We start from the raw sequence: 23,841 nt of genomic DNA on the forward strand, positions 1-23,841 counted from the left end.
AAAGCCATTAACGAATTAACAAAAACAAGGCTTTTTATTGTAAATTAAATAATTAAAGAACAACTCTTTACACCTGCAAAATACTGTAATAAAATAAAACTCATACGAAACAGAAACTGTGAATCAATAATACCTGATAAATATTATTTTTAATAAAATTATGCGAAGCATTGTTTTATTACTAGAAAATTTACTTTTTTTTTATCTTTGCAACAAATAACAAAATGTTTATTTCTCTTAAAAAATTTATCTTATTTAAGGCTTGCGAAATTGTCACGAAGCAAGATTTTTTTTGAAAACTAACCTACTGAATTTAAAAAAAATATCTGATCTATAAATCAAACCAATCAACTACCTTCATGAAAAAATTCTACTCAATTGTAGCAAGCATCACCTGCACGTATATATTTGCGCAAGTCGGCATCAACACCACAACACCAAAGTCCACTCTGGAAGTGGTCGCCAAGACCAATGGTGATACCCAAGCCGAAGGACTCATTATCCCGAGATTAACGGGAGATCAAATAAAAACCATGACCGATAATCTGCAATCAGGAACCGAATCTTTAATGATTTATGCTACTTCTGCCCCTGCGGTTTCTAATGCTAAAGTTGATAAAATTACACAAGCCGGATATTATTATTGGAACGGCAGCATTTGGGAAACTATTGGTGGACTTACATCTAATATTTATACCGCCGATGGTACAATTACCACCGCACAAGCAGCCAGAAATGTAGAACTGAATGGCAAAAACCTTGTCTTCTCCGGTGTTGGAAGTGTTGGGATTGGCGTTGCGAATCCATCAGCAAAGCTGGATGTTGCAGGAACGGTGAAAGCCAGCGCAGTGGACTATAATTCGGATGCAAGATTAAAACAAAACATCACTCCGATTACAAATGCAGATGAAATAATATTAAAACTAAATCCTGTTTCTTATTTCTGGAACGAGAACGGAAAAAAGAAAGGTGGAAATGCCCAGCTTCAATACGGGCTTATCGCTCAGGAAGTAGAAAAAGTACTTCCCAATATCGTAAACAGCGATTCGGAAACCTATAAATCGGTAAACTATAACGAACTGATTCCTATTTTACTGAAAAATGCTCAGGATCAGAATATCAAAATCAAAGAATTACAAAAAGAAATAGAACTCCTGAATAAAGGAAAATAATCCAAAATTAATTCTGTACAATCTATTTATTCAGTTGAAGATTAACTATTCTTCAATTCTTTATTTAATGTAATTCTGATCAAATGAAACTAAAACTATATCTCATTTTCTTTCTGGCTCTCTGTCAACAGATCCTTGCACAAAGTGATTACTATTGGGTTGGCGGTGCAGGATCCTGGAGTGACCTCAACCATTGGCGGATCGGCTCGTCATCGGGACCACAAGCGACTATTATTCCTTCCAAATATGACAATGTTTTTTTTAACAACAACAGCGGTTTTACAGCTTCGGGAGTTACTTTAAACGTCTCACCTTCTGCCACCTGTAAAAACTTCATTGTAGATGATAACTTTTCCAGTAGTATCCGTTTTTCACCAGGAAGCATATTAAACATTTATGGAAACTTAAAATGGCGAGGAAATATAGCTGCATACTATAATATAACATTTAACCTCTATTCCGATAGCGGGAATACATTGCCTAACCTTATAGATATTACAGGAAAACTTATAGATCTGAGTTGGATTTCTACGACTTATCTCTCCTCCGTTAACTTTTTGGGAAATGGTAGTTTTAAGTTAATCAATGATTTTAACAGCAACGGCTATTTCTCTTTTAATGTAGGAGAAAGTGCATCCCTAGACTCTAACAACAAAAATATAACTGTAGATCGCGAAATTACCTATACCTCTTCTGCGGTATCCGATTTTGGAACGTCGCAATTGAAATCACTTAGTTATAGTACAGCCGCAACTTCGACCTTTAATGCAAATGTCAATCTTACGCAAGCTTCCATCACAGCATATTCCTTAAGCTTTCCAACAACACAGAATGTAAAAAATATATCGTTCACAAAGAAAATTACGGTAGGTACTTACCTGAAAACAGAAAATATTACGGGAGTATCGAATGCCGCATTAGAAACTTCCACAGGTACGGGAGGATATGAGATCGGAAACCTAAACATACCAACTAGCAATTCTTCTTGGACTTATATTGGAAGCAGTACACCTACCAATAATATAGCGACGCTGAAAGTGGGGACTCTGACAATGGGAGGAGATGGTAACCGATATTTTTATGCATTACGAAATGACATTTCCAATCTTACATTAGGTAGTGGAAATAGTGCTTTTTCTACGGGGAAATATAATATCGACAATCTTATATTGAATGGCGGGAATTACTTTATTTCGTCTGCATCTGGTGACGAATTCAAAGTAAATCAAAACCTTATTGCTAATGCTTCCTGCGCTGGTACAATTCCTAGACTTACAGGGGGCAATGTCGTCATCCCAGCAACGGCTAATGGCGGTGCAGTTATCGATTTTCCGAGATATATGTTTCAGAACGTAAAACTTACTGGAGGAGCTTCTGTAACGGCGGCAATAGATAATGGCGGCAATACGGGGAATATCAGCTTTGTCGGCGCAGCATCCCGGACTTTTTACCGTATTGGAGGTGGTGGCAATTGGGATGATTATGCCAAGTGGTCTTTCATTTCTGGAGGAACGTCTGCGAATTGTCTGCCAACAAGATTTGATGATGTCATCTTTGATGAGAAATCTGGCTTTACAGCAGGTAATAATACCCTGACAGGAAGTTCTACCTCATTGGAGGTTCGTAATATGACCTGGAACAATACTCCCGGAAACCCTGTATTTAATCCTGGGTTTTCTTATGTCAATATTTACGGGAGTCTTTATTTACAAAAAGATATGACAGCTTCCAACGCAACGTTTAGCTTTTTTAAAATTAGTCCTGCAGATCCGCCGATAGACCGTTATCTGAGCTTTGAAGGGCAGAAAATTAAGACCTTATATGTAAGTGAGTTGGCAAATGACAATTTTCACTTGCAACCGGCAAGCTGGGCAGCACCTTATGATGTAGAGGTAGTGGAAGGTTTTAGCTTCAATGTAATGAACAATGGTATTTGGCAACCTGCCAATCTATATGCCAATAGTACAAAGATTAATGCAAACTCTGTTTATCTTGGAGGTAAATCTGTATTCATAGATCATACGCTCATCCGTACCCCTACGCTTTGGATGTACACCCAGCAGCCTGTAAATGCACCAGCTTCTACACTATATATTGCAAAAGAGTACAATGGTAAAAAAGACACCTATACTCATGCTAATCATTTCTTTGGCAATCTCTATATGGAGGGTACAGCAACAGGTACTTTTTCAGCGGTAAAATCCAATTTGTTCCAGATAAATTCTGGGACAGATATTAGCATTACCGATGCAACAACTAATATATTGAATGTCAACGCTGGAAATAAAATATCTTTTACAGGAACTGATTTCGTAAAGAATTTTAATGTTAATACAGCAGTTGATTTGGTTATTAATCTACTTACTAATTTGACTGTTACCGACACCTTTTTGTATAAGCGTTTGGATTGCGATATCGTAAAATCCTTTACAGGAGCAGGAAACAGTAATCTTATTTTAGGAAATACTATTAACGGTAATGGTTTTGTAGAGCTTAATCGTTTATCAGTTTCTTATATCCGTGCGTCCTATGTGACACCGGTTGCTGGTTCCAATCCTATTAATGCCAACAATTCTATAAATAATACAGGCAATAGCGGTGTAAATTTCACATTACCTGCTCCCAAAAACTTTTATTGGAAAGGTGGCTCTGGCAATTGGAATGATATCAATCACTGGTCTCTGGATTCTTCCCCGGCAAGAGCTACCAGCACTTGTGGGATTCCTTCGCTATACGATAATGTATTTTTTGATGAATATTCTGGAATTGCTACGGTTGGTACAACGAATGTTGAAACACAAAATCCCGTTTATGTTAATAATATGACATTTAGTGGGCTTCCAGCAACTGCAATTTTTAATATTACAAATAATAATAGTTATCAGACTTATATAAACGGTGATCTTACACTATATCCCGGATATGGAGCCGTATACAACAACAACCCTGGGTTTACCCTGATTAACAGAAATAAGCCGGCAGGCATCAACAAATCGGTGTACCCGAACGGAGCAGGTGCAAATTTAATTTTTACGGATAATGCCAACTGGAAAGTGCATCACGGGACAGAAGCTGTAGATATGTCATCTGGCTCAATTAATCAACAGTATATTGCTAGGCTGGATCTTAGCGGTACGGTGTTGAGGCTGAATCAACTCTCCACAACCGGAACAGAAATCCTATTAGACGGATCAGATATTTCTGCAAGCACGATTAATATTAGTCCGCAAACCCCAGTTAATTCGCTTAATAGTATTTTGAAAGGTGGTTCTATTAAAACCAATTCTCTTGCTCATTATTTTGAGAGGATCGATATACGCGGTTATTATAGCAATTATACTGACCAGTTTTTGACCACTATTGATTTACCAAATACCAAAGTAAATCTTCTGAATATTTTAACAAATAGTAATAGTAGCACCCCTATAACTACTACATACGCGACTGTAAGATTTGCCAGTCTGAAGGAAGTAAATCAACTGAACATTGAGAGATCAAATATCATTGAGCTGGCAAATAATATCAAGGTAAACCAGTCTATGTTGTTGCAGGGAGGATGTACGGATGCGGATCAGCTGCTGATACGGGGATATAAAAATGCGCTAAGGCAAATCATTATCCCTGCATACAATACTACAGATTTTATCATCTACCGAGTAAGGTTAAACTATATATCATCTTCCGACGGACAAAGCTACACCGCGACCGAAAGTACGAATGTGGGCGGAAACTCTGGGATTAATTTTGTTGCATCTCCTTCCAAGGATTTGTATTGGGTAGGAGGGCAAGGTAACTGGAATGACGGAAATCATTGGTCGCTAACCTCCGGCGGAACTCCTGTCGGGAGTTGCGGTTTCCCCAGCGCAAAAGACAATGTGTTTTTTGATGCTAATTCAGGTTTCACGACGACACACAAAACCGTAATCGTTGGCGGTAATCAAAGTTCCCTTGCCAATAATGTCACTTTTAACAGTGATCCTAATTCTCCATTAATAAATGGAGCTACATATTCTATTGAGAGAAATCTTCTAGTTTATGGAAACCTTGTATTACAAAACAATACAACACTTGGCTCTTCTATTGACGTTACTATGCCGCAAAGTACCACACCTGGACAAACCAGGTATATTGACACTAAAGGAGTAATGGGAATGAGGATTAGCATAAACGCGTCTCAGGATTATTTTGAGCTTCAGAGCCCTTATAAAGGTTCAATATACGGAACGAATGTAAAAGGTTTCAAAACCAATGCCTATGCAATGGATATTAATAATTATGGGTTGCAGTTCCATTACACACAGAACATTAATCAGGTATTGGATTTCGGACAATCCGTAATTACTGATGCTTCATCAGGTAGCGGTATTGTTATTTCATCAGGTAACAATTATCCTGTAACGATAAATGCCGCGAATGCTAAGATAGCAACCGGTAACTTTGTCATCAATGTTCCGAACCAGAATAGCTTTGGCGATATTACCATCAACAAAAACGGAATATTTAATGCGGGAACAACAATACACAACTTCAACAAGGTAACTTTCCTGGGAATCCTGACGCCTTCGGCAACCAGTACGCTGGCTTCTGCTGGGAATTATAAGACTCTGTACTTCTCTCCCGGAAATTATAAAATAGCTTCGGGACAAAACATTTCCGAAAACCTGTTTATGACAGGAACACCATGCAACAGGATCAATATAAGTAGGACAGCAGATTCCGGGCAAAGTCTTATCAATTTGAATATGGCAGCAAGCTATACATTGTTTTACGCTTCTATTCAGGATATGAATTTTTCAAGAACTGTAAATGCCTATGGAAACAGTCAGGATTTGGGTAACACCAACAACCTTACTATTGTACCCACCAATGTACAGGCTGCGGGATTTGGGAGTAAAACACTTTGTGCTTCTGATTTCCCCAAAACCTATGATGGATCAGCTTTATTTGGTACAGACCCTAATGCAACTTATACGTGGACAAAGATGGGAACACCTGATGTGGTGATCAGTACTCAGCCTATTGTTACCTTTACCCAACCGGGAAGCTACAAGGTAAATGTAACTTACAGCCAAGACGGATGTAACATTACAGAAAACTTTACGGTTTCTTCTGTTGCTTTACCTGTAGATAATACTACTGTGTCTACTACTAGTGTATCCCAGTTGCCTATGGGAAATGTTCCCGTTATTTTCAAAGGAAGCCAGACCAGCCAGACCTATATCTTTACATACAGTATTAACAACGGTCCCGATATGGAAATCACTTCCAATACAAATGGGGTTGCAACAATTAATCATCCGAGAAATGTCGCGGGCACTTTTGTGTATCATCTGAAAGGGATTCGTTTTGCTAATGGAATGGCTTGTCCAGTTGTTATTAGTAATAAAGATATTGTTGTTCAAATTAATCCTGATTGCCCAACACCCGGAGTTGTTCAGATGTATGGCACCGAATTGATGGGATGTACAGCAAGTAAGGGAGCAAAAAGACTCGCAGAGGCATCCCCGATTAGCATTACAATTCCTTCTTTGGATCTCAATATAGCACGCTTCATCCCAGAAACTGGCATTATTGTTAAAGAAGGTACAGATATTTTCCTGCTTAGAAACAGCAATGCTTCACCTGAGACTTTAACAGGACTTCCAGCCTCAAAACCTCATGCAGTAGGTGCGATACTCTACCATAACGATCATTTTTATGAAGGCGTAGAAAACGGAAAATGGATACGGATTGATAATGATTAAATAATGGCTCAAAATTTATAATGATTATTGAATAAGCAATACCATTCGTAAAATAACCTGAGTTCGGTTTAGGCAAAGTCTAAAAATACTTGACCGTCATTTACTTTTTTCAAGTTTAATGGCGGTTTTTTTTGGAAAGAAAAAAACCACTTCACAAAGAAGTGGTTTAGAAATATTTAGATTTAAAATCTTAAGGCTTAGTCCAGAAAGTCCATTCTCTACCGTTGTACAAAGCCAATTGCTGTGTTCCGGTTACATAGACCATCATTCCAGCTGTTGGATTGACGATATCTGTGTGTGAATTCACTCTCGGTAAGATCATCGCTTTATTTGTATCCCCTAAGACCAAAATCCCAGAAGTTGTATCTGTAGCCGGCGTTCCACCAATCAAGGTTTTCGCTGTTGAATTTTCAGTATTAGTATCTGGAACGTTGGCTGTTGTTGGTGCATAGGCACCTGCCGACAAATCTCCCCAACTAGTCACAGCAGTTGCATTAGCTGTAGCTGCAGTTCCAAATTTAACTTTCTGATCAGTACTATCAAAAATTATAGTTCCTGGAACTGCAGAAGTTACACCTGCTGCAGAAGTCACCCAAGGCAATACAACTCCTCTCGCGCCTCCAGCTGCATTTCCAAATTCTAAGGACACTGTTGCGTTAGCCGCTGTATATGGACTCGCTTTACCAATAGTAACTTGAGCAAAACTAAGGTTAGAAACTAAAATTATTAGTGATGTTATATATGTTTTCATCTTAATTATGGATTTGAATCATTACAAGTTTGTTTAGTATAACAGTTCCAAGATGTCCCGTCATAAATCTTAAGACAATTGACAGTTGTGTCATATACCATCATTCCTGTTACTCCAATAATAGAGGACAATGCAGAAGTCGGAACTCTGTTGATCACGAAACCTTTTGTTTTCGCGTCTAATACTGTATATGCTCCGTTCATTCTAACTGGCCATTCACCAGTATTACCTCCAGCTCTAGCAAGTGCAGTAATACCGTGTTTAGTAGGCAATGTTGTTCCTGTAGTCGTAGCAGGGCGGAAACAACGATCACAATCTGGATCTCTTACAAAACTATTTTGAGAACTTCCAAAATTTTGACCAATATCAGCCGTACCATCTGTATTGTCAGAAATACCTGCTAAGTTGGATGGGTTTGTAGTTGTATTCAAGTTACTTCCTGCAACATTCACCAATTGAGGAACTCCGTTAGCTCCCGTAGATGTACTAATGATCTGAGCCGGAGTACCCGTTGTTGTGCCATTATAAGTCACTTTTATTTGACCACGGTATGGATAATTCGCATCTGTTATAGGTAGAGATAATGAATGGATGTGAGTTCTTCTTACAAATTCTGACCCCTCCAAAGCATCTGCACAACCATCATTGTCTGAATCTACGTCAAACTGATTGGAAATACCGTCATTATCTGGATCACAGAAACCATTTTTGACTCCATTTGCTCTTCCAGTAATATAGGTAGGTCCTTGAACGATCTGACTTAGAATAACCGTGTTAGATCCTGTCCTATTCCAAGTGATATTATTAAATGTATTTCCATTATAAAGCTGAAGAGGAAACAACTGACCTCCACTAACTTTACTACCATACATATTAACCGATCCATTTTTATGAATAATAATTCTAACAAGTGGATTAGTAGCATTTCCTGTCATGTTATAAATATGGGGTATGCTTCCAATACCATATCGATCTCCATTAAAAAACCTTACGTTATCCGTTTGATCCGGCTGAAACTGCAATTCACTTGTTGTTAAATTTGTACCATTTATATTCAGTGTAAATGAATTATCTAATGTGTAAACATCAAAGATAAATCCTAAATCTGCAGCAGGCGCAGAGAAGTTAACCGTAGTTCCGTTTGAAGTATTATAATTAACAGTTCCTACTGCATCTCCACATTCAAAAATATCTAATATACCATCATTATCAGAATCTAAATCTTGATAATCCGGAATAGTATCTTTATCAGTATCTTTTTCTACAACAACATTTACACTACAAGCAGTTGTGCTTCCGTTCAGGTTAACGCTTATTGTTCGTGTTCCCGAACTCCCTCCTCCATCATATACAAGAGGAACAGAAATAGAAGTGGTTGTAGAGGTTACAGTAGTAGTATATGAGCTGTTAAAATTAGCTCCAGAAATATTTATAGTATATGTTCCAGGTCCATAAACATTAGTAATTGGAATATTAAGAGATCTTTCGCCATTGCTTGCAACACCTTCAACAAATGGTGTTGTAGGGCTTTGTGTAATACCACTACATGTTAATGTAAAAGGGACATAATAAGGAACTGACGCTAAATCGAGATTGGAATAAGAAGAACTAGTATAAGTAGCTGATAATATTGAAGTACCATCATAGATATTAATTCTACGGATTTCAATATTATTATTGGTTGTATTAACACTTGCAATATATACATACCCTTGTAGATAGGCCATCCCCTGAATCCCTCTTGATGTAGGTAAATTAGTCTGATCCGCCTGTCCAGTAATAGCTGTAGAAATAGCTTTTGTCGCAACCCCCGTAGCAATAGAAATTTTGAAAAGATATCTTGCTGTGCCATTATTCACAAACATGTATATATTATTCTGATAATCAAAGAATGTATCGGTTCCAAACGTAGTTCCATTATTCCAATCAGTATCTGTACTGGTAATAGGTATAGCAGATCCGGATGGATAAATTGGGTAAAGAGTCTTGGTACCAGATCGGAAACCATAAACATTTCCAAAATAAGGACCTGGAACGTTATTGGTTGCTATCCCTCCAATTTCTACACCAGGAATAGTAGTTCCAGATATAGCAGTTCCATTTTTATACAATGTAGAACCTGCTGCAATATTAGAATTAATGAAAACAAGTGTTGATGGATTCCCGCCAGGCTGATCATAACCAACAGCTAAGTTGCTTATATTTGAAGGTGTTCCACTTGAATTAGGTATTGTTAGAAGTATTGGCGAAGCTCCACCTGTTATATCATAAACTCTACCAGTTGACGCAGTTGATAAATAAAGTCTGTCTGCGGCGGCTTGAGAAAATAGCATTCCACTAGTCATAAGTAGAAATACTGATATATAAAGTAGATTTAATTTTTTCATAAAAGATTATTATTAATAAATATATAATTTGCCTTGGAAAATTATTCGCAAAGAAAATGTCTAGTAAAAAACTTATGATTAAATTAAATCCGGCGGTGGCCTGACAGAATAGCCAACTGGATTGGTTTTTAAGTTGTAATTACTATGAGTATAAAAATAATCCGCCGAATAAAGAAAATCTAATGAAACGGTTTTGGACTGCTCATTAGAAAGAACAATGCATTTAAAATATTGATAATCGTTATTTGGTGAAATAAAAGAAATATCTCCAGATCTCTTTCCTGTTAAGAAGCGACTACCATCAAGACCATTAGAAATCTTCAAAGTGATTTCTTTTTTTGGCAAATCAGCTAGTGATTTCGCCATTTTTTCTTCTTTAGAAACCAACAGTTTCTTTTTCGGATGAAGTTCTTCCGCGCTTTGCTTTGCAGGAGATTCGGTTGTAGAATTTTTAGCAATAAGTTTGATCTCATCGTCGTTAAGCTTAACGACTTTTGAGTATTGCTGTATGCTTTTGCTTTTAGATATCTGCTGGTTGAAGGATTCATCTTTGGAATAGATGACCGCGTCTCCAACCACTACAATTCCTGGAGGAGCAGACTCATTATGGCTTATTTCTTGAGCCGAAACAGAAAAAGAGCCTAATGAAAAAAAGAAGAATAAAAGAGAAAACTGCCACAATTTAAAATTTAAATTGGCATAATCTCTTGCTTGCACCGAGGTAGGCAATAAACTTTTTTTCATTTTGCAAAAGTAATAAAAATAATGGCTTAGTATCAACAATAACAAAACTTAACATAAAAAAAGCGACTAGGTGTAAACCTGTCGCTTCTATTATATTATTGAGTAATGATTACTTCAATTCTACTTCAGCACCAGCTTCTTCAAGTTGTTTCTTAAGAGCTTCAGCTTCGTCTTTAGATACACCTTCTTTGATTGGAGAAGGAGCTCCGTCTACGATATCTTTAGCTTCTTTAAGACCAGCACCAGTTAAATCTTTTACTAATTTAACAACAGCTAATTTAGAAGCACCAGCTGACTTAAGGATTACGTCGAATTCAGTTTTTTCCTCAGCAGCATCACCAGCACCACCAGCAGCTACAACTACAGCAGCAGCAGCAGGCTCAATTCCGTACTCATCTTTAAGGATTGTAGCTAATTCGTTAACGTCTTTTACAGTTAGGTTTACAAGCGTTTCCGCTAAATTTTTTAAATCTGACATTGTATTAATGTTTTGTTTGTTGAACTTATTTGATTGTTTTGAGTTTAATTATTCTGCGCTAGCTTCAGGAGTTTCTGTAGCTGGAGCTTCTTCTGCGTTTACTTCTTCTACAGCTGGCGCTTCTACTTCTGTAGCACCTTCTGCTTTGTTTTGTAATGCAGAAACCAATCTTTGGATTGGTGATTGAAGTAATCCAATGATTTCTCCGATCATCTCCTCCTTAGACTTGATGTTAGCAAGAGTGTCTAGGTTGTTATCACCAACGTAGATAGTCTCTTGTAAGAATGCAGACTTAAGTGCTGGTTTTTCAGCTTTCTTTCTGAATCCTTGGATTAATTTTGCAGGAGCGTTAGCGGTTTCAGCGATCATTACTACTGAATTCCCTTTGAAAGTTGGGAACATTTCAGAATAATCAACACCTTCAACTTGCTCCATAGCTTTTTGTAAAAGTGTATTTTTAACAACTTTTACTTTGATATTTTGCTTGAAAGCTTGTCTTCTAAAATCTGAAGTCTGACCAGCATTCAATCCTTCAAGATCAGCTACATAAACAACTTTAGCATCTTGTAGTAGATCTTTTATATCTTGTATTACTAATACTTTTTCTTCTTTTGTCATTTCTTCTCGATTTTAGTTTACAGATTTCGTGTCAATGGCAATACCTGGACTCATAGTAGAAGAAAGGTAGATAGACTTAACGTAAGTACCTTTAGCCGCGGTTGGCTTTAACTTCATTAGAGTTTGGATCAATTCCTGAGCATTTTCCTTGATTTTATCAGCATCGAAAGATACTTTACCGATAGCAGCATGGATAATACCATATTTATCAACTTTGAAGTCGATTTTACCAGATTTCACTTCAGAAACTGCTTTACCTACTTCCATTGTAACAGTACCAGATTTTGGGTTAGGCATTAGACCTCTTGGACCTAACACACGTCCTAAAGGACCTAGTTTACCCATAACTGCTGGCATAGTAACGATAACGTCAACATCTGTCCAACCATCTTTTATTTTTTGTAAGTACTCATCAAGACCTACATAATCAGCACCAGCTTCTTTAGCTTCAGCTTCTTTATCTGGAGTTACTAAAGCAAGAACTTTAACATCCTTACCAGTACCATGAGGAAGAGATACAACACCTCTTACCATTTGGTTAGCTTTTCTTGGATCAACGCCTAATCTTACAGCGATATCTACAGAAGCATCAAACTTTGCAGTGTTTACTTCTTTCACTAAAGCAGAACCTTCTTCTAAAGAATAAACTTTGTTCTTTTCTACTTTTGCTAAAGCTTCCTTTTGCTTTTTTGTTAATGTTGCCATAATTCTTACGCGTTTGTTGGTTTAGTTCCTGTTACTCTTAATCCCATAGATCTTGCAGTACCTGCAACCATACTTAAAGCTGAATCGATTGTAAAGCAGTTAAGGTCTGCCATTTTATCTTCAGCGATTTTTTTAACTTGATCCCAAGATACAGATCCTACTTTGTTTCTGTTTGGTTCTCCAGAACCTTTCTTTACCTTAGATGCCTCCATCAACTGAATAGCTGCTGGAGGAGTCTTGATTACGAATTCGAAAGATTTATCTTCGTAAACCGTAATAACTACTGGTAAAACTTGTCCTGGCTTGTCTTGAGTTCTTCCGTTAAATTGTTTACAAAACTCCATGATGTTAACACCTGCAGAACCCAATGCTGGACCTACTGGTGGCGAAGGGTTTGCTGCACCTCCTTTCACCTGAAGCTTAACCATTTTAAAGACTTTCTTAGCCATTTTGATTTGTTTTTGTGTGAATAATTAATGAATTTGGAAGCATTATTTATTCATACCATATTGTTGTCTCACCTAACAAGATGGTATTTCGGATTGCAAAATTATAAAATATTTTTTAATCTACAAACACCAAATCGTTAAAAATCAATAAGTTTTTAATTTTTGTAGAAATACAAAGCAAAATGATACAATTCGTAAAGTGATTGACTATTCAAAATAGCAAAACCAACAAAGAAAAACATCAAAATACCAACGTATAGTTTTCTGAATTTATGAGAACTAATATTTTTAAATTCTATTCCGAAAATAATTGGAAAAATAAAAGCATAATTACCAGTAAATATATAAGCTTCGTGAATGCCCAGACCGAAAACAACATGGATAACAATATCAACCAAGAAACTTACAATTAAAAAGCGCATCCATATATTACTTCTATTTTTTAAAACAATAAAAACTAAAAATAAAAACAAACTATAGTATAAAACATTTGGAAATATCGCCGAATAAGAACCACCAATGACTGCATCAATACTACATCCATCGATATACAAGATTCTAGTTGTTACAACTCTTGGTATTACAAAAACACTTCCCAAAAAGAATTGAAAGTAATAACTGAAATCAAAACTTGGTCCGTATAAATGTGACTTCATAAAACTTAAAGAAGCTTGAATCTTGTCATAAAACACAATAAAAATACCTAAAAACGAGCAACCAATTAGAAATAGTTTTGATAAATAATCTTTTTTAAACTTAGACAAAAAAGAAACTAATAGTATTTTAAAAAAATTGGAAACCGTAATACCAGCAACAATAACGGTTGACAAAATAAATAATGGCGTCGACAATTCTTTGTTTTCCTTTTCTCCTTTAAAAAAGTAATAAAAGAAAATTGGCAATACACAACTCGTAAACACATAAGAATCGAAAGTGAAACTTAGCAGCAAATTCCCAGCAAAAGTCATGAAAAACAAGCTTAACCAAAGTGAACTTGTAGTTGTTAAACCAACAATTTTATTTAAAATTTTAAAAATGAACAAATTCTGAAGACTTAATAAACTGGAACAAATCGTAACTAGCACAACAGAACTTGTTTTAACACTAGAACCAATCAGCAAAAGATTAAGACTTTTTGAAATAAGTTTAAGTAAAGGATGTCGAACAAAACTTGCTTCATGCAAAGCATTATCAAATCCGAAATACAGATCACATATATAATTAGGGTGGTAGACCAGCTTGGCACTTAATCCAAAACACAAACCAACTGACATATAAAAAACAAAGGAAATAAATACAATCAGAACACTGTACTTATGAAAGTTTTTATCAGAATTAATTTGAGAATTGAGCATAAAAAAAAACCACTCGATCGAGTGGTTTCAAATATAGTATAATTTTTTTATCCTACTTTTTCTACTTGTACGAAGCTCAGCTCCATAGGTGTCTTACGACCAAATATCATAACCGACACTTCAAGTTTTTTCTTCTCTTCAAGAATTTTTTCGATAGTACCGTTAAATCCGTTGAAAGGACCATCAATAACTTTCACATTCTCTCCAACTACGTAAGGGATTTCAACATCTGTTGCAAATTCTGACAACTCATCTATCTTACCTAACATTCTGTTAACCTCAGATTTTCTCATCGGTACAGGATCTCCACCTTTAGTTAAACTTAGGAAAGAAATAACCCCCGGAATGTTTTTGATGATGTGAGGCACCTCACCTACTAAATCCGCTTCTACCATTAGATAACCTGGATAATAAGGTCTTTCTTTAGGAACCTTTTTACCATTTCTAATTAAGATAACTTTCTCCATTGGAATAACGACCTGAGTAACATAAGACTCCATGTTAAGTCTTCTCATTTCGTTCTCAATATAGTTCTTAACTTTATTTTCCTGCCCGCTGATTGCTTTCAGCACATACCATTTCAACTCACCCATCGCAGAAAACCTTAGTTAAATATATTAATTAAAGAAGATACAAAATTCTTAATTGTCGTACTAAACAAAGTATCTACACCGAATGTAAACATAGCTAGAATAACAGTAGATATTGCAACAACGATAGTTGAAGATTGCAAATCTGGCCACTTCGGCCACTCCACCTTATCTTTAAACTCTGTGTAAGAACCTTTCAAAAAATCAATTAGCGAACTCATAAAATTCTTATTAGCACGGGCACAAGGACTCGAACCCTGATCAACGGTTTTGGAGACCGGTATCCTACCATTGGACGATGCCCGTAGATTAAAAAGTTCCGCAAGTTTCCTTACGGAACTTTAGTTATATTTAGATGATTAGTCTAAGATTTCAGTTACCTGACCAGCACCAACTGTTCTACCACCTTCTCTAATCGCAAATCTAAGACCTACGTTAAGAGCGATTGGTTGTAACAATTCTACTGTAATAGTTAAGTTATCACCAGGCATTACCATCTCAACACCTTCTGGTAAGAAGATCTCACCTGTAACGTCAGTTGTTCTTACGTAGAACTGAGGACGGTATTTGTTATGGAATGGCGTGTGACGACCACCTTCTTCTTTAGAAAGGATATAAACCTCTGCTTTGAATTTTTTGTGTGGCGTTACTGAATCTTTCTTAGCGATTACCATACCTCTCTTGATGTCAGTTTTTTCAATACCTCTCAACAATAGACCTACGTTATCACCAGCTTCACCTCTATCTAGGATCTTTCTGAACATCTCAACCCCTGTAATAGTAGAAGTTAGTTTTTCATCACCCATACCAACGATATCAACTGGATCACCAGTGTTGATAACACCAGCCTCGATTCTACCAGTTGCTACAGTACCTCTACCTGTAATAGAGAATACATCTTCGATTGGCATCAAGAATGGCTTATCTTGATCTCTTTGTGGTTGCTCAATCCAAGTATCAACAGCTTCCATTAACTCATCAACAGTTGCAACCCATTTTGGCTCACCGTTAAGTGCTCCTAATGCAGAACCAGCGATTACTGGAGAATCTTCTGAATAGTCATAAGTAGATAATAAATCTCTTAATTCCATTTCAACAAGTTCTAACAATTCTGGATCATCAACCATATCCACTTTATTCATGAATACAACAATTCTAGGTACGTTTACCTGACGACAAAGAAGGATATGCTCTCTAGTTTGAGGCATTGGACCATCTGTTGCAGCACATACTAAGATTGCACCATCCATTTGAGCAGCACCAGTTACCATGTTCTTAACATAATCGGCGTGACCTGGACAGTCTACGTGAGCGTAGTGACGGTTTTCAGTTTCGTATTCAATATGTGAAGTATTGATAGTAATACCTCTTTCTTTTTCTTCTGGTGCAGAGTCAATCGCAGAGAAATCTCTTTTCTCAGCAAGACCTTTATCAGCTAATACTTTACTGATCGCAGCAGTTAAAGTAGTTTTACCATGGTCAACGTGACCAATAGTACCAATGTTCAAGTGGGGTTTGTTACGATTAAACGTTTCCTTTGCCATGACTTTAATATTTAATTATTTAAAATTCAATTTTTAGGTGTGCAAATATAGTGATTTTTTTTATACCAAAATATTTTTTGATATTTTTTTTAAGAATTCACCAACATTTACACCTATTTAATTTTCAGATGCAAATTTACAAAAAAAATTCACTTTCGAAAACTTATTATTAATTAGTTCAAAATTATTCGAAAGATATTTCTTTTTTACCTCTGTTAAACATCCAAAATATGATCGGGAATATCAACAAGGTTAATACTGTTGCAGTTATCAAACCGCCTATAATAACAATAGCTAGAGGTTTTTGTGACTCAGAGCCAATACCTGTTGACAAAGCAGCAGGCAATAATCCAATCGACGCCATCATAGCGGTCATCACCACGGGACGCGTCCTAACTTTAACACCTTGGAAAATGGAATCCTCCAAACTTAATCCCAATTTGACGTTATGATGAAACTCTGTTATTAAAATAACACCATTTTGGATACAAATCCCAAGCAAGGCAATCATCCCAACGCCAGCCGAAATTCCGAAATTCATGTTGGTGAGATGTAGAGCCAAAATCCCGCCTATTAAAGCAAACGGAACATTGGCTAAAACCAACAACGAATCTTTCATGTTCCCAAACAGAATAAATAATAAAAAGAAAATCATTATAAAACTAATCGGCACCACTTGTCCAAGCCTGTGCGTCGCACGTTGTTGATTTTCGAACTGCCCTGTCCAACCAACCGAATAGCCTTCTGGCAATTTGATGTCAGCAACTTTCTTTTGTGCATCAGCGATAGTGCTTCCCAAGTCGCGATCACGGATAGAAAATTTAACACCAATATAACGTTTGATGTCATCTCTATAAATAAACGCCGCGCCGTTATCCTTCTCAATAGTAGAAATTTCTTTTAAAGGAATTTTGGAACCATCTTGCGTCGGAACCATCAACGATGCGATATCGGTTTCGTTCTTTCGATATTCTTCGGAGTAACGTAATCTAATCGGGAACTTCCTTTCACCGTCAAACATTTCCGAAGCTGTTTTCCCCCCGAAAGCCATTTCTAAAACCGCTTGCGCATCCGATGCCATTACGCCATAAGCCGCCATCTTGTTACGATCAAGCACCACGACAACTTCTGGCTGACCAACATTTTTAATAATTCCGGCATCTTTAACACCATCAACATTTTTAATCGATTTTAAAACATCTTCTGCCAAACGATCTAAGGTATTAAGGTTATCGCCATAGATTTTAATACCATTTTCAGCTTTAAAACCTGCAACCGCCTCAGCAACGTTATCGGAAATAGGTTGAGAATAATTAAATGTTATCCCTTGATAATTTCTAAGCTTAGCATCAATCTCTTCAATAAGTTCGTCGTAAGTTATATTGCGCTTCCACTGATCGCGTGGCGCAAGATTAACCGCAAACTGCACGAATCCAAAACCGTTAGGATCGGTCCCATCGTTACTACGTCCTGTTTGTGCCAAAACGCCAGTTACTTCCGAAAAGCTCATGATATCTTTTTTAAGCTCATCCGCTGTTTTCAGAGATTCTTTAAGCGAAGAGCTCATCGGCATCTCCGCAGTTATCCATAACGAGCCTTCATTAAGTTGTGGAAGAAATTCGGTACCAAGGAATTTTGCAGAAAACAAAACACTTCCCAATACACCAAGTGCGATAATGATGCTTTTCTGTTTATTCTTAAAAGTGAAAGAAAATCCTGCTAATACAATTCTGTCCCAAAAATTAACAAACAGATTATTTTTTTCTTTTACATTTTTATTTAAAAGTAAATGTGATAAAACAGGAACTAAAGTCAATGTAAAAAGTAGTGCGCCCACCAACGCAAATCCCAAAGTATAAGCTAAAGGCGAAAACATTTTGCCTTCAACTTTTTGGAATGCAAAAATCGGCAATAAAGATGTGATGATAATTAATTTTGAAAAGAAAATCGCTTTTCCAAGTCCAGTTCCGGTTTGTTTAATCCAACCGCCTTTTGCCATTTTGTTAAAACGATCCATTCCATATTTATGAGCACGATGGTCGAGCATTACAAAAAGTCCTTCTACCATGACGACGGCGCCATCGATGATAATCCCGAAATCGACCGCACCTAAAGATAAAAGATTGGCGCTCATCCCAGCAAGATTAAGACACAGAAACGCAAACAACAAAGACAACGGAATAATAATCGACACGATAAAGGTCGTTCGCCAGTCCGCCATAAAAATAAAAACAATAACAGTTACCAAAATAATCCCTTCGATAAGGTTATGCATCACCGTTTTTGTCGTAAAATCCATAAGGTCATCGCGATCATAGAATGTCACCATCTTCACACCTTTTGGAAGAATCTTTTCGTTAAGCTCTTTAATTTTTGCTTTGACACCGACCAGAACTTCGCGTGGGTTTTCACCCTTCCTCATGACAACAATTCCTTCGACTTTATCTGGATGATGGTTAAGTGACGCCTGCCCTACTCGCGGCATCGACGACTCGTGGACTTCTGCAATATATTTAACCAAAACTGGATTTCCACTATCATTCTGAATGCTAATATTTTCAATGTCTTCGATCGATTTCGCAAGTCCAATCCCACGAACAACATAAGCTTGCCCGTTTTTTTCGATGACGTCACCACCGACATTCAGGTTACTTTGTGTCACAGCATCATAAACTTGTAGCGGTGTCAAATTATATTTATCCAAACGTCGTGGATCGATACTCAACTCGTAAACTTTCTCTTGACCACCAAAAACATTGATGTCCGCAACGCCAGGAACGCCACGCAGCGCACGATCAACCACCCAATTCTGAAGTGTTAGTAATTCTCGAGAATCTTTGGTTTCGCTTTCTAAAGTATATCTGAAAATTTCACCAGTTGGTCCATAAGGCGGCTGCACTTCAGGATCGACTTCGTTAGGAAGACTAACTGTTCGAAGTTGGTTGTTAACCTGATTCCGCGCAAAGGTGTCATCTACGCCGTCATCAAACAGAATTTTAACAATAGAAAGTCCAAACATTGTTGTACTTCGGACGCTTGTTTTTTTCTGAACCGAGCTCATCGCAAGCTCAACAGGCGTGGTCACAAAACGTTCTACTTCTTCGGCGCTTCGACCATTCCATTGGGTAATGATAACAATCTGCGTATTGGTTACATCAGGAAATGCTTCAATCGGCATATTTTTAAAACTGATAAAACCCGAGACCGCCAAAATAGCCACCCAAATAAAAGTAAAGACTTTATTTTTTAATGAAAATGAAATTATATTTTTAATGAATTTGTTCATAATAATTTTTTGAAAGTTTTCAGAAATGTTGGTTAGTAGCATCCTGAACAATTAGAAATAATTGCTCTAAATGCTTTCAAAAAAAGAGAAAAATGAAAAGAAAGTTTAAATCAAATTTCTAAACAATTAATGATCGATAGATTAAAAGCTGATTATTGGTTATCACTTCTTCGCCTTCGGCAACGCCTTCGGAAATGTAAGTGACTTCGCCAACTTGTTTAAGAATTTTAACCTCTTTGACTTTGATGTTAGTTCTTGATTTAAAAACCACAACAAAATAGCGGTTGTCATCATAAATCACCGCTTTGGAAGGAACCGCAAGAGCAGTCGTACTATCGGTAGAAGTCACTTTTATCGTTGCTTTACTATCTGGAATAAGTAGACCGTCAGAATTATCCAAAATGACTTTGGCTTGCATCGCATTGGTATTTGGATCAATGATTTTAAAAATTTTGTCAATTTTACCGAAGAAAGTTTTGTCAGGATATGTCAAAGTCGAAACTTCCGCTTTCATACCCAAATGGATTTTATCAATATCAGCTTCATTGATGTTCATAATCGCCCAAACCTCTTTGGTATTCGCTACATCAAAAATATTTTCACTTCTGTCGCTTCGCAATTGCATATCTTTATTGATATCTTTATGAACGATGTAACCGTTAATCGGGGCCAGAACTGAATAAATATTTCCTTTTTTAACATTGTAAACCGTACTAACAGCATTGGCGCGTTGCATTTGATCTTGTGCTTTTTTCACTTGACTTTTAGCTTCCAGCACATCCTTTTCTGTGGTTAGTTTGCCTTCGTACATTTCTTTAGCCACACGAAGATTATTTTGCGCCACCACCAAATCGGTTTTTGCATCGCTAACATCCTTCTGAACTTCCGCAAGCTCTGTACTTCTAATAGTCGCCAAAACTTGTCCTTTTCGGACATAGTCGCCAAGTTCTGCATTAACACTCAAGACATTACCGCCAACCAAAGGAAACACATCGATGTAATTGTTTTTGTCGGCAGCAATTTTTCCAAAAAAACTGATTTCGTTTTCTATAAATTTCTTTTCAACTTTTGCGAATGTGGTGGTTGCATACATTGTATTACTAAGTTCAAATCCTTTCTGTATCGGCGCTTTGACGTCTTTCTCGTTTTTAGAACAAGAAAAAAGACCAATAATAACCGTCGGAATAATGATTAACTTTTTCATAATTAATAGAAAATTTTTGTTTGTACTAATTGATTTAATTGCTCGGCTGACAAAATAACTTGTCTTCGCATATCGTAAAGTTGTAGCAACGTCTCGCGATAACTGTCCATAAAGTCGGTGAACTCAATAAGGCTGATGTTAGAATTTCTAAAATTCTTCAACATGCCATTATACACGGCGTGTAGATCTTTGATATCTTCCTCGGTAATGCTTTTTAATTGGTCGTAATTATTCTTCCAAGTGTTATAAGACGACGCAACTTGTGTTTCTAAATCCAATTTTTGAAACTCTGCATTCTTTTGATTTTGTTGAATCGCAAAGTTGGCTTTGTCAACATTTCCTGTATTACTTTTCCAAAGCGGAATCGGAATACCAACATTTAGATTAAATTCATTTCTGAAAGTCCCTCCGTTTTGATCCCACGCCGCACCGAGATTAAGATCTGGAACATTGAGCGACTTCTGCCATTGCGCATAGAGTTTCGCATTGTCTATCAAACGTAGAGCGTACTGATAGTCTGCATTATGAGTCACAGCTTTGGATTTAATCTGTTCCAGATCATCAGCTGTTGAAAGATCTAGAAGTTGCGCAGCATCAAGAGATTCGACATCTGGCGTTATATCTTCGAAAATCCCTGTTAAAACTTTTAGGGTCTTTTGAAGTGCTAATATCTCGTTATTAGACGCGATTTTATCATTATTTAATTGAATGACGAAACTTTGCAAACGCACTTTGTCTTTTAAAGAAATATTGCCTTTTTTAACTTGAACATTGTAAGCTGCCAAAAGTTCTTCCATGTAGCCAAGCTGATGTTGGACATTTTCTAGTTTCTTGTTTTCGAAATAAAGACTGAAAAAAGCAACTCTCAGCTGCGCTTTAAGATCAACCAACAATTGATTGAACTGTAACATCGACAATTCTTTATTTGACTTTGCAAAAGCGATTTCGTTTTTCTTTTTACCACCAAGGAAAATAAGTTGCGACACGCTCACACTTTTCGAATGTGCAGCATCAAATACTTTTTTGTCCTCAGGATTGTAAGCGTTGACTTGCAAACTAAGTTCGGGTAACGGCCAAATCTTTGACTGTACAATATCAGCATCTGCCATACTCAGATTGTATTGCTCTGCTAATAGTTGCAAATTGTTTTTTTGAAAGGCGACTTCACAGTCTGCGAGAGTCAGTTTTTGTTGGGCTCCAAATAGGCCACTGAACACAAAAATTAAGCTTTTTACATATCTCATCTCATAGGCTTTGAGACAAAAGAGCACTTCTCAAATTAAAACCTCCTTAAAATTCAATTAAAAAAACATTAAATTATTTAATTACGACTAAACAAATCCGTACCCAACAATCTGATTTAAAACAAATTAAAATACAAAATCAATAGAATGAACATTAGTTAATTTTAGAAATAAAAAGAGGTGTTCTTTTTGGGAAAATTTAGAAAAAGTCATGAAAAAGTATAAAACAACTTAAATCTAAAATGTAATTCTGAAGAGATTTTCGTTTTCGGATTTTGCGATGTAATAAATATCGGCGTTATGATATTCCAGAATTCGTTTAGTAATGCGAAGTCCAAGTCCAGAGCCAGATTTGTTTTGCGTATTGTCACCTCGCATAAAAGCTTCGTACAATCGAGATTGCTCTTCTTCGCTAAGCGTTTTTCCTTTAGAACAAACATCTACAACCAAACGATTATCGATTTGCAAAATGTCCACACTAGCCTTTTGATCTTCGGAATAGATGGCTGCGTTTTTCAATAAATTAATAAAAACAATTTCTAAAAGCGACTTAACACCACGAAGTTCTAAAATATCGAGATCGTCGATACTATCCAAAATTTCGAAATCCATCTGCAATTCTGGAAAGTTACTTTCAACATTTGCAAAAGCATCAAACACGACTTCGTCAATTCTCACAAGTTCGAAAATACTTCGGATGTTTTCTTTATCAAATTTGGTTAATAGCAACAGCGAATTCGTTAAATCAGACAATTGATGGACGTCGGTGTGCATCCTCTTTAACGATGCTAAAACTTCATCATCATGTTTTTGAAGCTTTATTAAATTCTCCAACTGAAAAGACATCCTCGTCAACGGCGTTCTGATCTCGTGCGATGCACTTGCTGTAAAGTCTCTTTGTGATTGGAAAACATCATTAAGCCGTTTAATCATCGTATTAAAAGACCTTGTCAACACACTTATTTCGTCTTTAAAATTCTGCTCTGGTATTTGATCGGTTAATTTGTGCGCCGTAATCTCCGAAACTTGAGCGTTAAGTTCTTCTAGCGGCTTCAAAAACTTCCCAACGATATTGTAGCAAAACAGCCAAAGAATAAGCAAACTAACTGCGTAGGAAAATATTAAAAGATATTTAAGAAACAACAATTTCGAGTTACCATTAACATCAACCGCAGTTGTTAAAATGTAATATTTGGTGTTATTAATCTCACGAAGCGCCGCGTAGATTTCGGGAGAAGCACTTTCGTCGTAGATAATTTTCTTATTTTCCAAGTCGTCCAAAATCCGGCTGTCCCAACTCACCTTCCGATCTTTAATCGTGCTGTAGATTAGTTCTCTTTTAGCATTAAAAATAAGAATCTGCTCATTAAGCAACACGTTATCAGAATTTTCATCAAAAAACAAAGGCGCTTCTTCCTCAAAGTTTTTAGACTTTTCAATAAAAGTAATTGTAAAATCAAGTCGCTTTCTGAATCGCTCTTTAAATTCTTCTTTTCTAAAACCATTAAAAAGAATATAAATAACAATCATTACCAACCCAAATAAAATTGAAAAGGCGATACTTAGATTA

General features: G+C 36.6%; 17 protein-coding genes and 1 tRNA gene. 2 read left to right on the plus strand and 16 right to left on the minus strand.

What is annotated here, in order from left to right; translation table 11 throughout:
- Positions 1 to 359: 359 nt before the first annotated feature.
- Together RT037_RS08585 and RT037_RS08590 are read left to right on the plus strand one after the other, a co-directional pair.
- Positions 360 to 1,172, plus strand: a complete 813-nt coding sequence (locus RT037_RS08585; protein WP_312321758.1) for a tail fiber domain-containing protein — start codon at positions 360 to 362, stop codon at positions 1,170 to 1,172.
- Positions 1,173 to 1,255: 83 nt separating this feature from the next.
- Entirely contained in the window at positions 1,256 to 6,916 is a 5,661-nt protein-coding gene (locus RT037_RS08590) for a hypothetical protein (RefSeq protein ID WP_313030026.1), read from the plus strand.
- 190 nt (positions 6,917 to 7,106) lie between these two features.
- Here the strand turns inward: RT037_RS08590 and RT037_RS08595 are convergent, their stop codons facing one another.
- The 16 genes from RT037_RS08595 to RT037_RS08670 form a co-directional block, all read right to left on the minus strand.
- Positions 7,107 to 7,667 (minus strand): hypothetical protein, encoded by a 561-nt coding sequence (locus tag RT037_RS08595; RefSeq protein ID WP_313030029.1) that lies wholly within the window; start codon positions 7,665 to 7,667, stop codon positions 7,107 to 7,109.
- Positions 7,668 to 7,672: 5 nt separating this feature from the next.
- A complete protein-coding gene (locus RT037_RS08600) occupies positions 7,673 to 10,054 on the minus strand; it encodes a hypothetical protein (RefSeq protein ID WP_313030032.1) in 2,382 nt (793 codons plus the stop codon).
- A gap of 78 nt (positions 10,055 to 10,132) precedes the next feature.
- Positions 10,133 to 10,798: a hypothetical protein gene (locus RT037_RS08605; protein ID WP_313030034.1), complete on the minus strand. Its 666-nt coding sequence runs from the start codon at positions 10,796 to 10,798 to the stop codon at positions 10,133 to 10,135.
- Between the two features lie 109 nt (positions 10,799 to 10,907).
- Entirely contained in the window at positions 10,908 to 11,276 is a 369-nt protein-coding gene (gene rplL, locus RT037_RS08610) for a 50S ribosomal protein L7/L12 (RefSeq protein WP_079667294.1), read from the minus strand.
- A 48-nt stretch (positions 11,277 to 11,324) separates the two neighbouring features.
- On the minus strand, positions 11,325 to 11,894 hold the full coding sequence (gene rplJ, locus RT037_RS08615) for a 50S ribosomal protein L10 (RefSeq protein ID WP_313030039.1): 570 nt from the start codon (positions 11,892 to 11,894) through the stop codon (positions 11,325 to 11,327).
- 12 nt (positions 11,895 to 11,906) lie between these two features.
- Positions 11,907 to 12,599, minus strand: a complete 693-nt coding sequence (gene rplA / locus RT037_RS08620) for a 50S ribosomal protein L1 (protein WP_312323392.1) — start codon at positions 12,597 to 12,599, stop codon at positions 11,907 to 11,909.
- Positions 12,600 to 12,604: 5 nt separating this feature from the next.
- Positions 12,605 to 13,048: a 50S ribosomal protein L11 gene (rplK, locus tag RT037_RS08625; protein WP_313030042.1), complete on the minus strand. Its 444-nt coding sequence runs from the start codon at positions 13,046 to 13,048 to the stop codon at positions 12,605 to 12,607.
- 155 nt (positions 13,049 to 13,203) lie between these two features.
- Positions 13,204 to 14,322: a DUF6080 domain-containing protein gene (locus RT037_RS08630; protein WP_313030046.1), complete on the minus strand. Its 1,119-nt coding sequence runs from the start codon at positions 14,320 to 14,322 to the stop codon at positions 13,204 to 13,206.
- Positions 14,323 to 14,450: 128 nt separating this feature from the next.
- Positions 14,451 to 14,996, minus strand: a complete 546-nt coding sequence (gene nusG / locus RT037_RS08635) for a transcription termination/antitermination protein NusG (RefSeq protein ID WP_312323386.1) — start codon at positions 14,994 to 14,996, stop codon at positions 14,451 to 14,453.
- 11 nt (positions 14,997 to 15,007) lie between these two features.
- On the minus strand, positions 15,008 to 15,214 hold the full coding sequence (secE, locus tag RT037_RS08640; RefSeq protein WP_079667288.1) for a preprotein translocase subunit SecE: 207 nt from the start codon (positions 15,212 to 15,214) through the stop codon (positions 15,008 to 15,010).
- A 14-nt stretch (positions 15,215 to 15,228) separates the two neighbouring features.
- Positions 15,229 to 15,299 (minus strand) — tRNA-Trp (locus tag RT037_RS08645).
- 53 nt (positions 15,300 to 15,352) lie between these two features.
- The gene (gene tuf, locus RT037_RS08650) at positions 15,353 to 16,537 is read right to left on the minus strand and encodes an elongation factor Tu (RefSeq protein ID WP_312323385.1); all 1,185 of its coding nucleotides are present in this window, start codon (positions 16,535 to 16,537) and stop codon (positions 15,353 to 15,355) included.
- 184 nt (positions 16,538 to 16,721) lie between these two features.
- Complete coding sequence (locus RT037_RS08655; protein ID WP_313030054.1) at positions 16,722 to 19,823, minus strand: CusA/CzcA family heavy metal efflux RND transporter; 3,102 nt, start codon at positions 19,821 to 19,823, stop codon at positions 16,722 to 16,724.
- 118 nt (positions 19,824 to 19,941) lie between these two features.
- Positions 19,942 to 21,027, minus strand: a complete 1,086-nt coding sequence (locus tag RT037_RS08660) for an efflux RND transporter periplasmic adaptor subunit (protein ID WP_313030057.1) — start codon at positions 21,025 to 21,027, stop codon at positions 19,942 to 19,944.
- Positions 21,028 to 21,029: 2 nt separating this feature from the next.
- Positions 21,030 to 22,271 carry a TolC family protein gene (locus RT037_RS08665; protein ID WP_313030060.1) on the minus strand — a complete coding sequence of 414 codons (1,242 nt, stop codon included), beginning with the start codon at positions 22,269 to 22,271 and terminating at the stop codon, positions 21,030 to 21,032.
- Positions 22,272 to 22,508: 237 nt separating this feature from the next.
- Positions 22,509 to 23,801 carry an ATP-binding protein gene (locus RT037_RS08670; RefSeq protein ID WP_313030064.1) on the minus strand — a complete coding sequence of 431 codons (1,293 nt, stop codon included), beginning with the start codon at positions 23,799 to 23,801 and terminating at the stop codon, positions 22,509 to 22,511.
- Positions 23,802 to 23,841 lie beyond the last annotated feature (40 nt).

This window comes from Soonwooa sp. (genome assembly GCF_032062245.1).
In the GTDB taxonomy this organism is placed as follows: domain Bacteria; phylum Bacteroidota; class Bacteroidia; order Flavobacteriales; family Weeksellaceae; genus Soonwooa.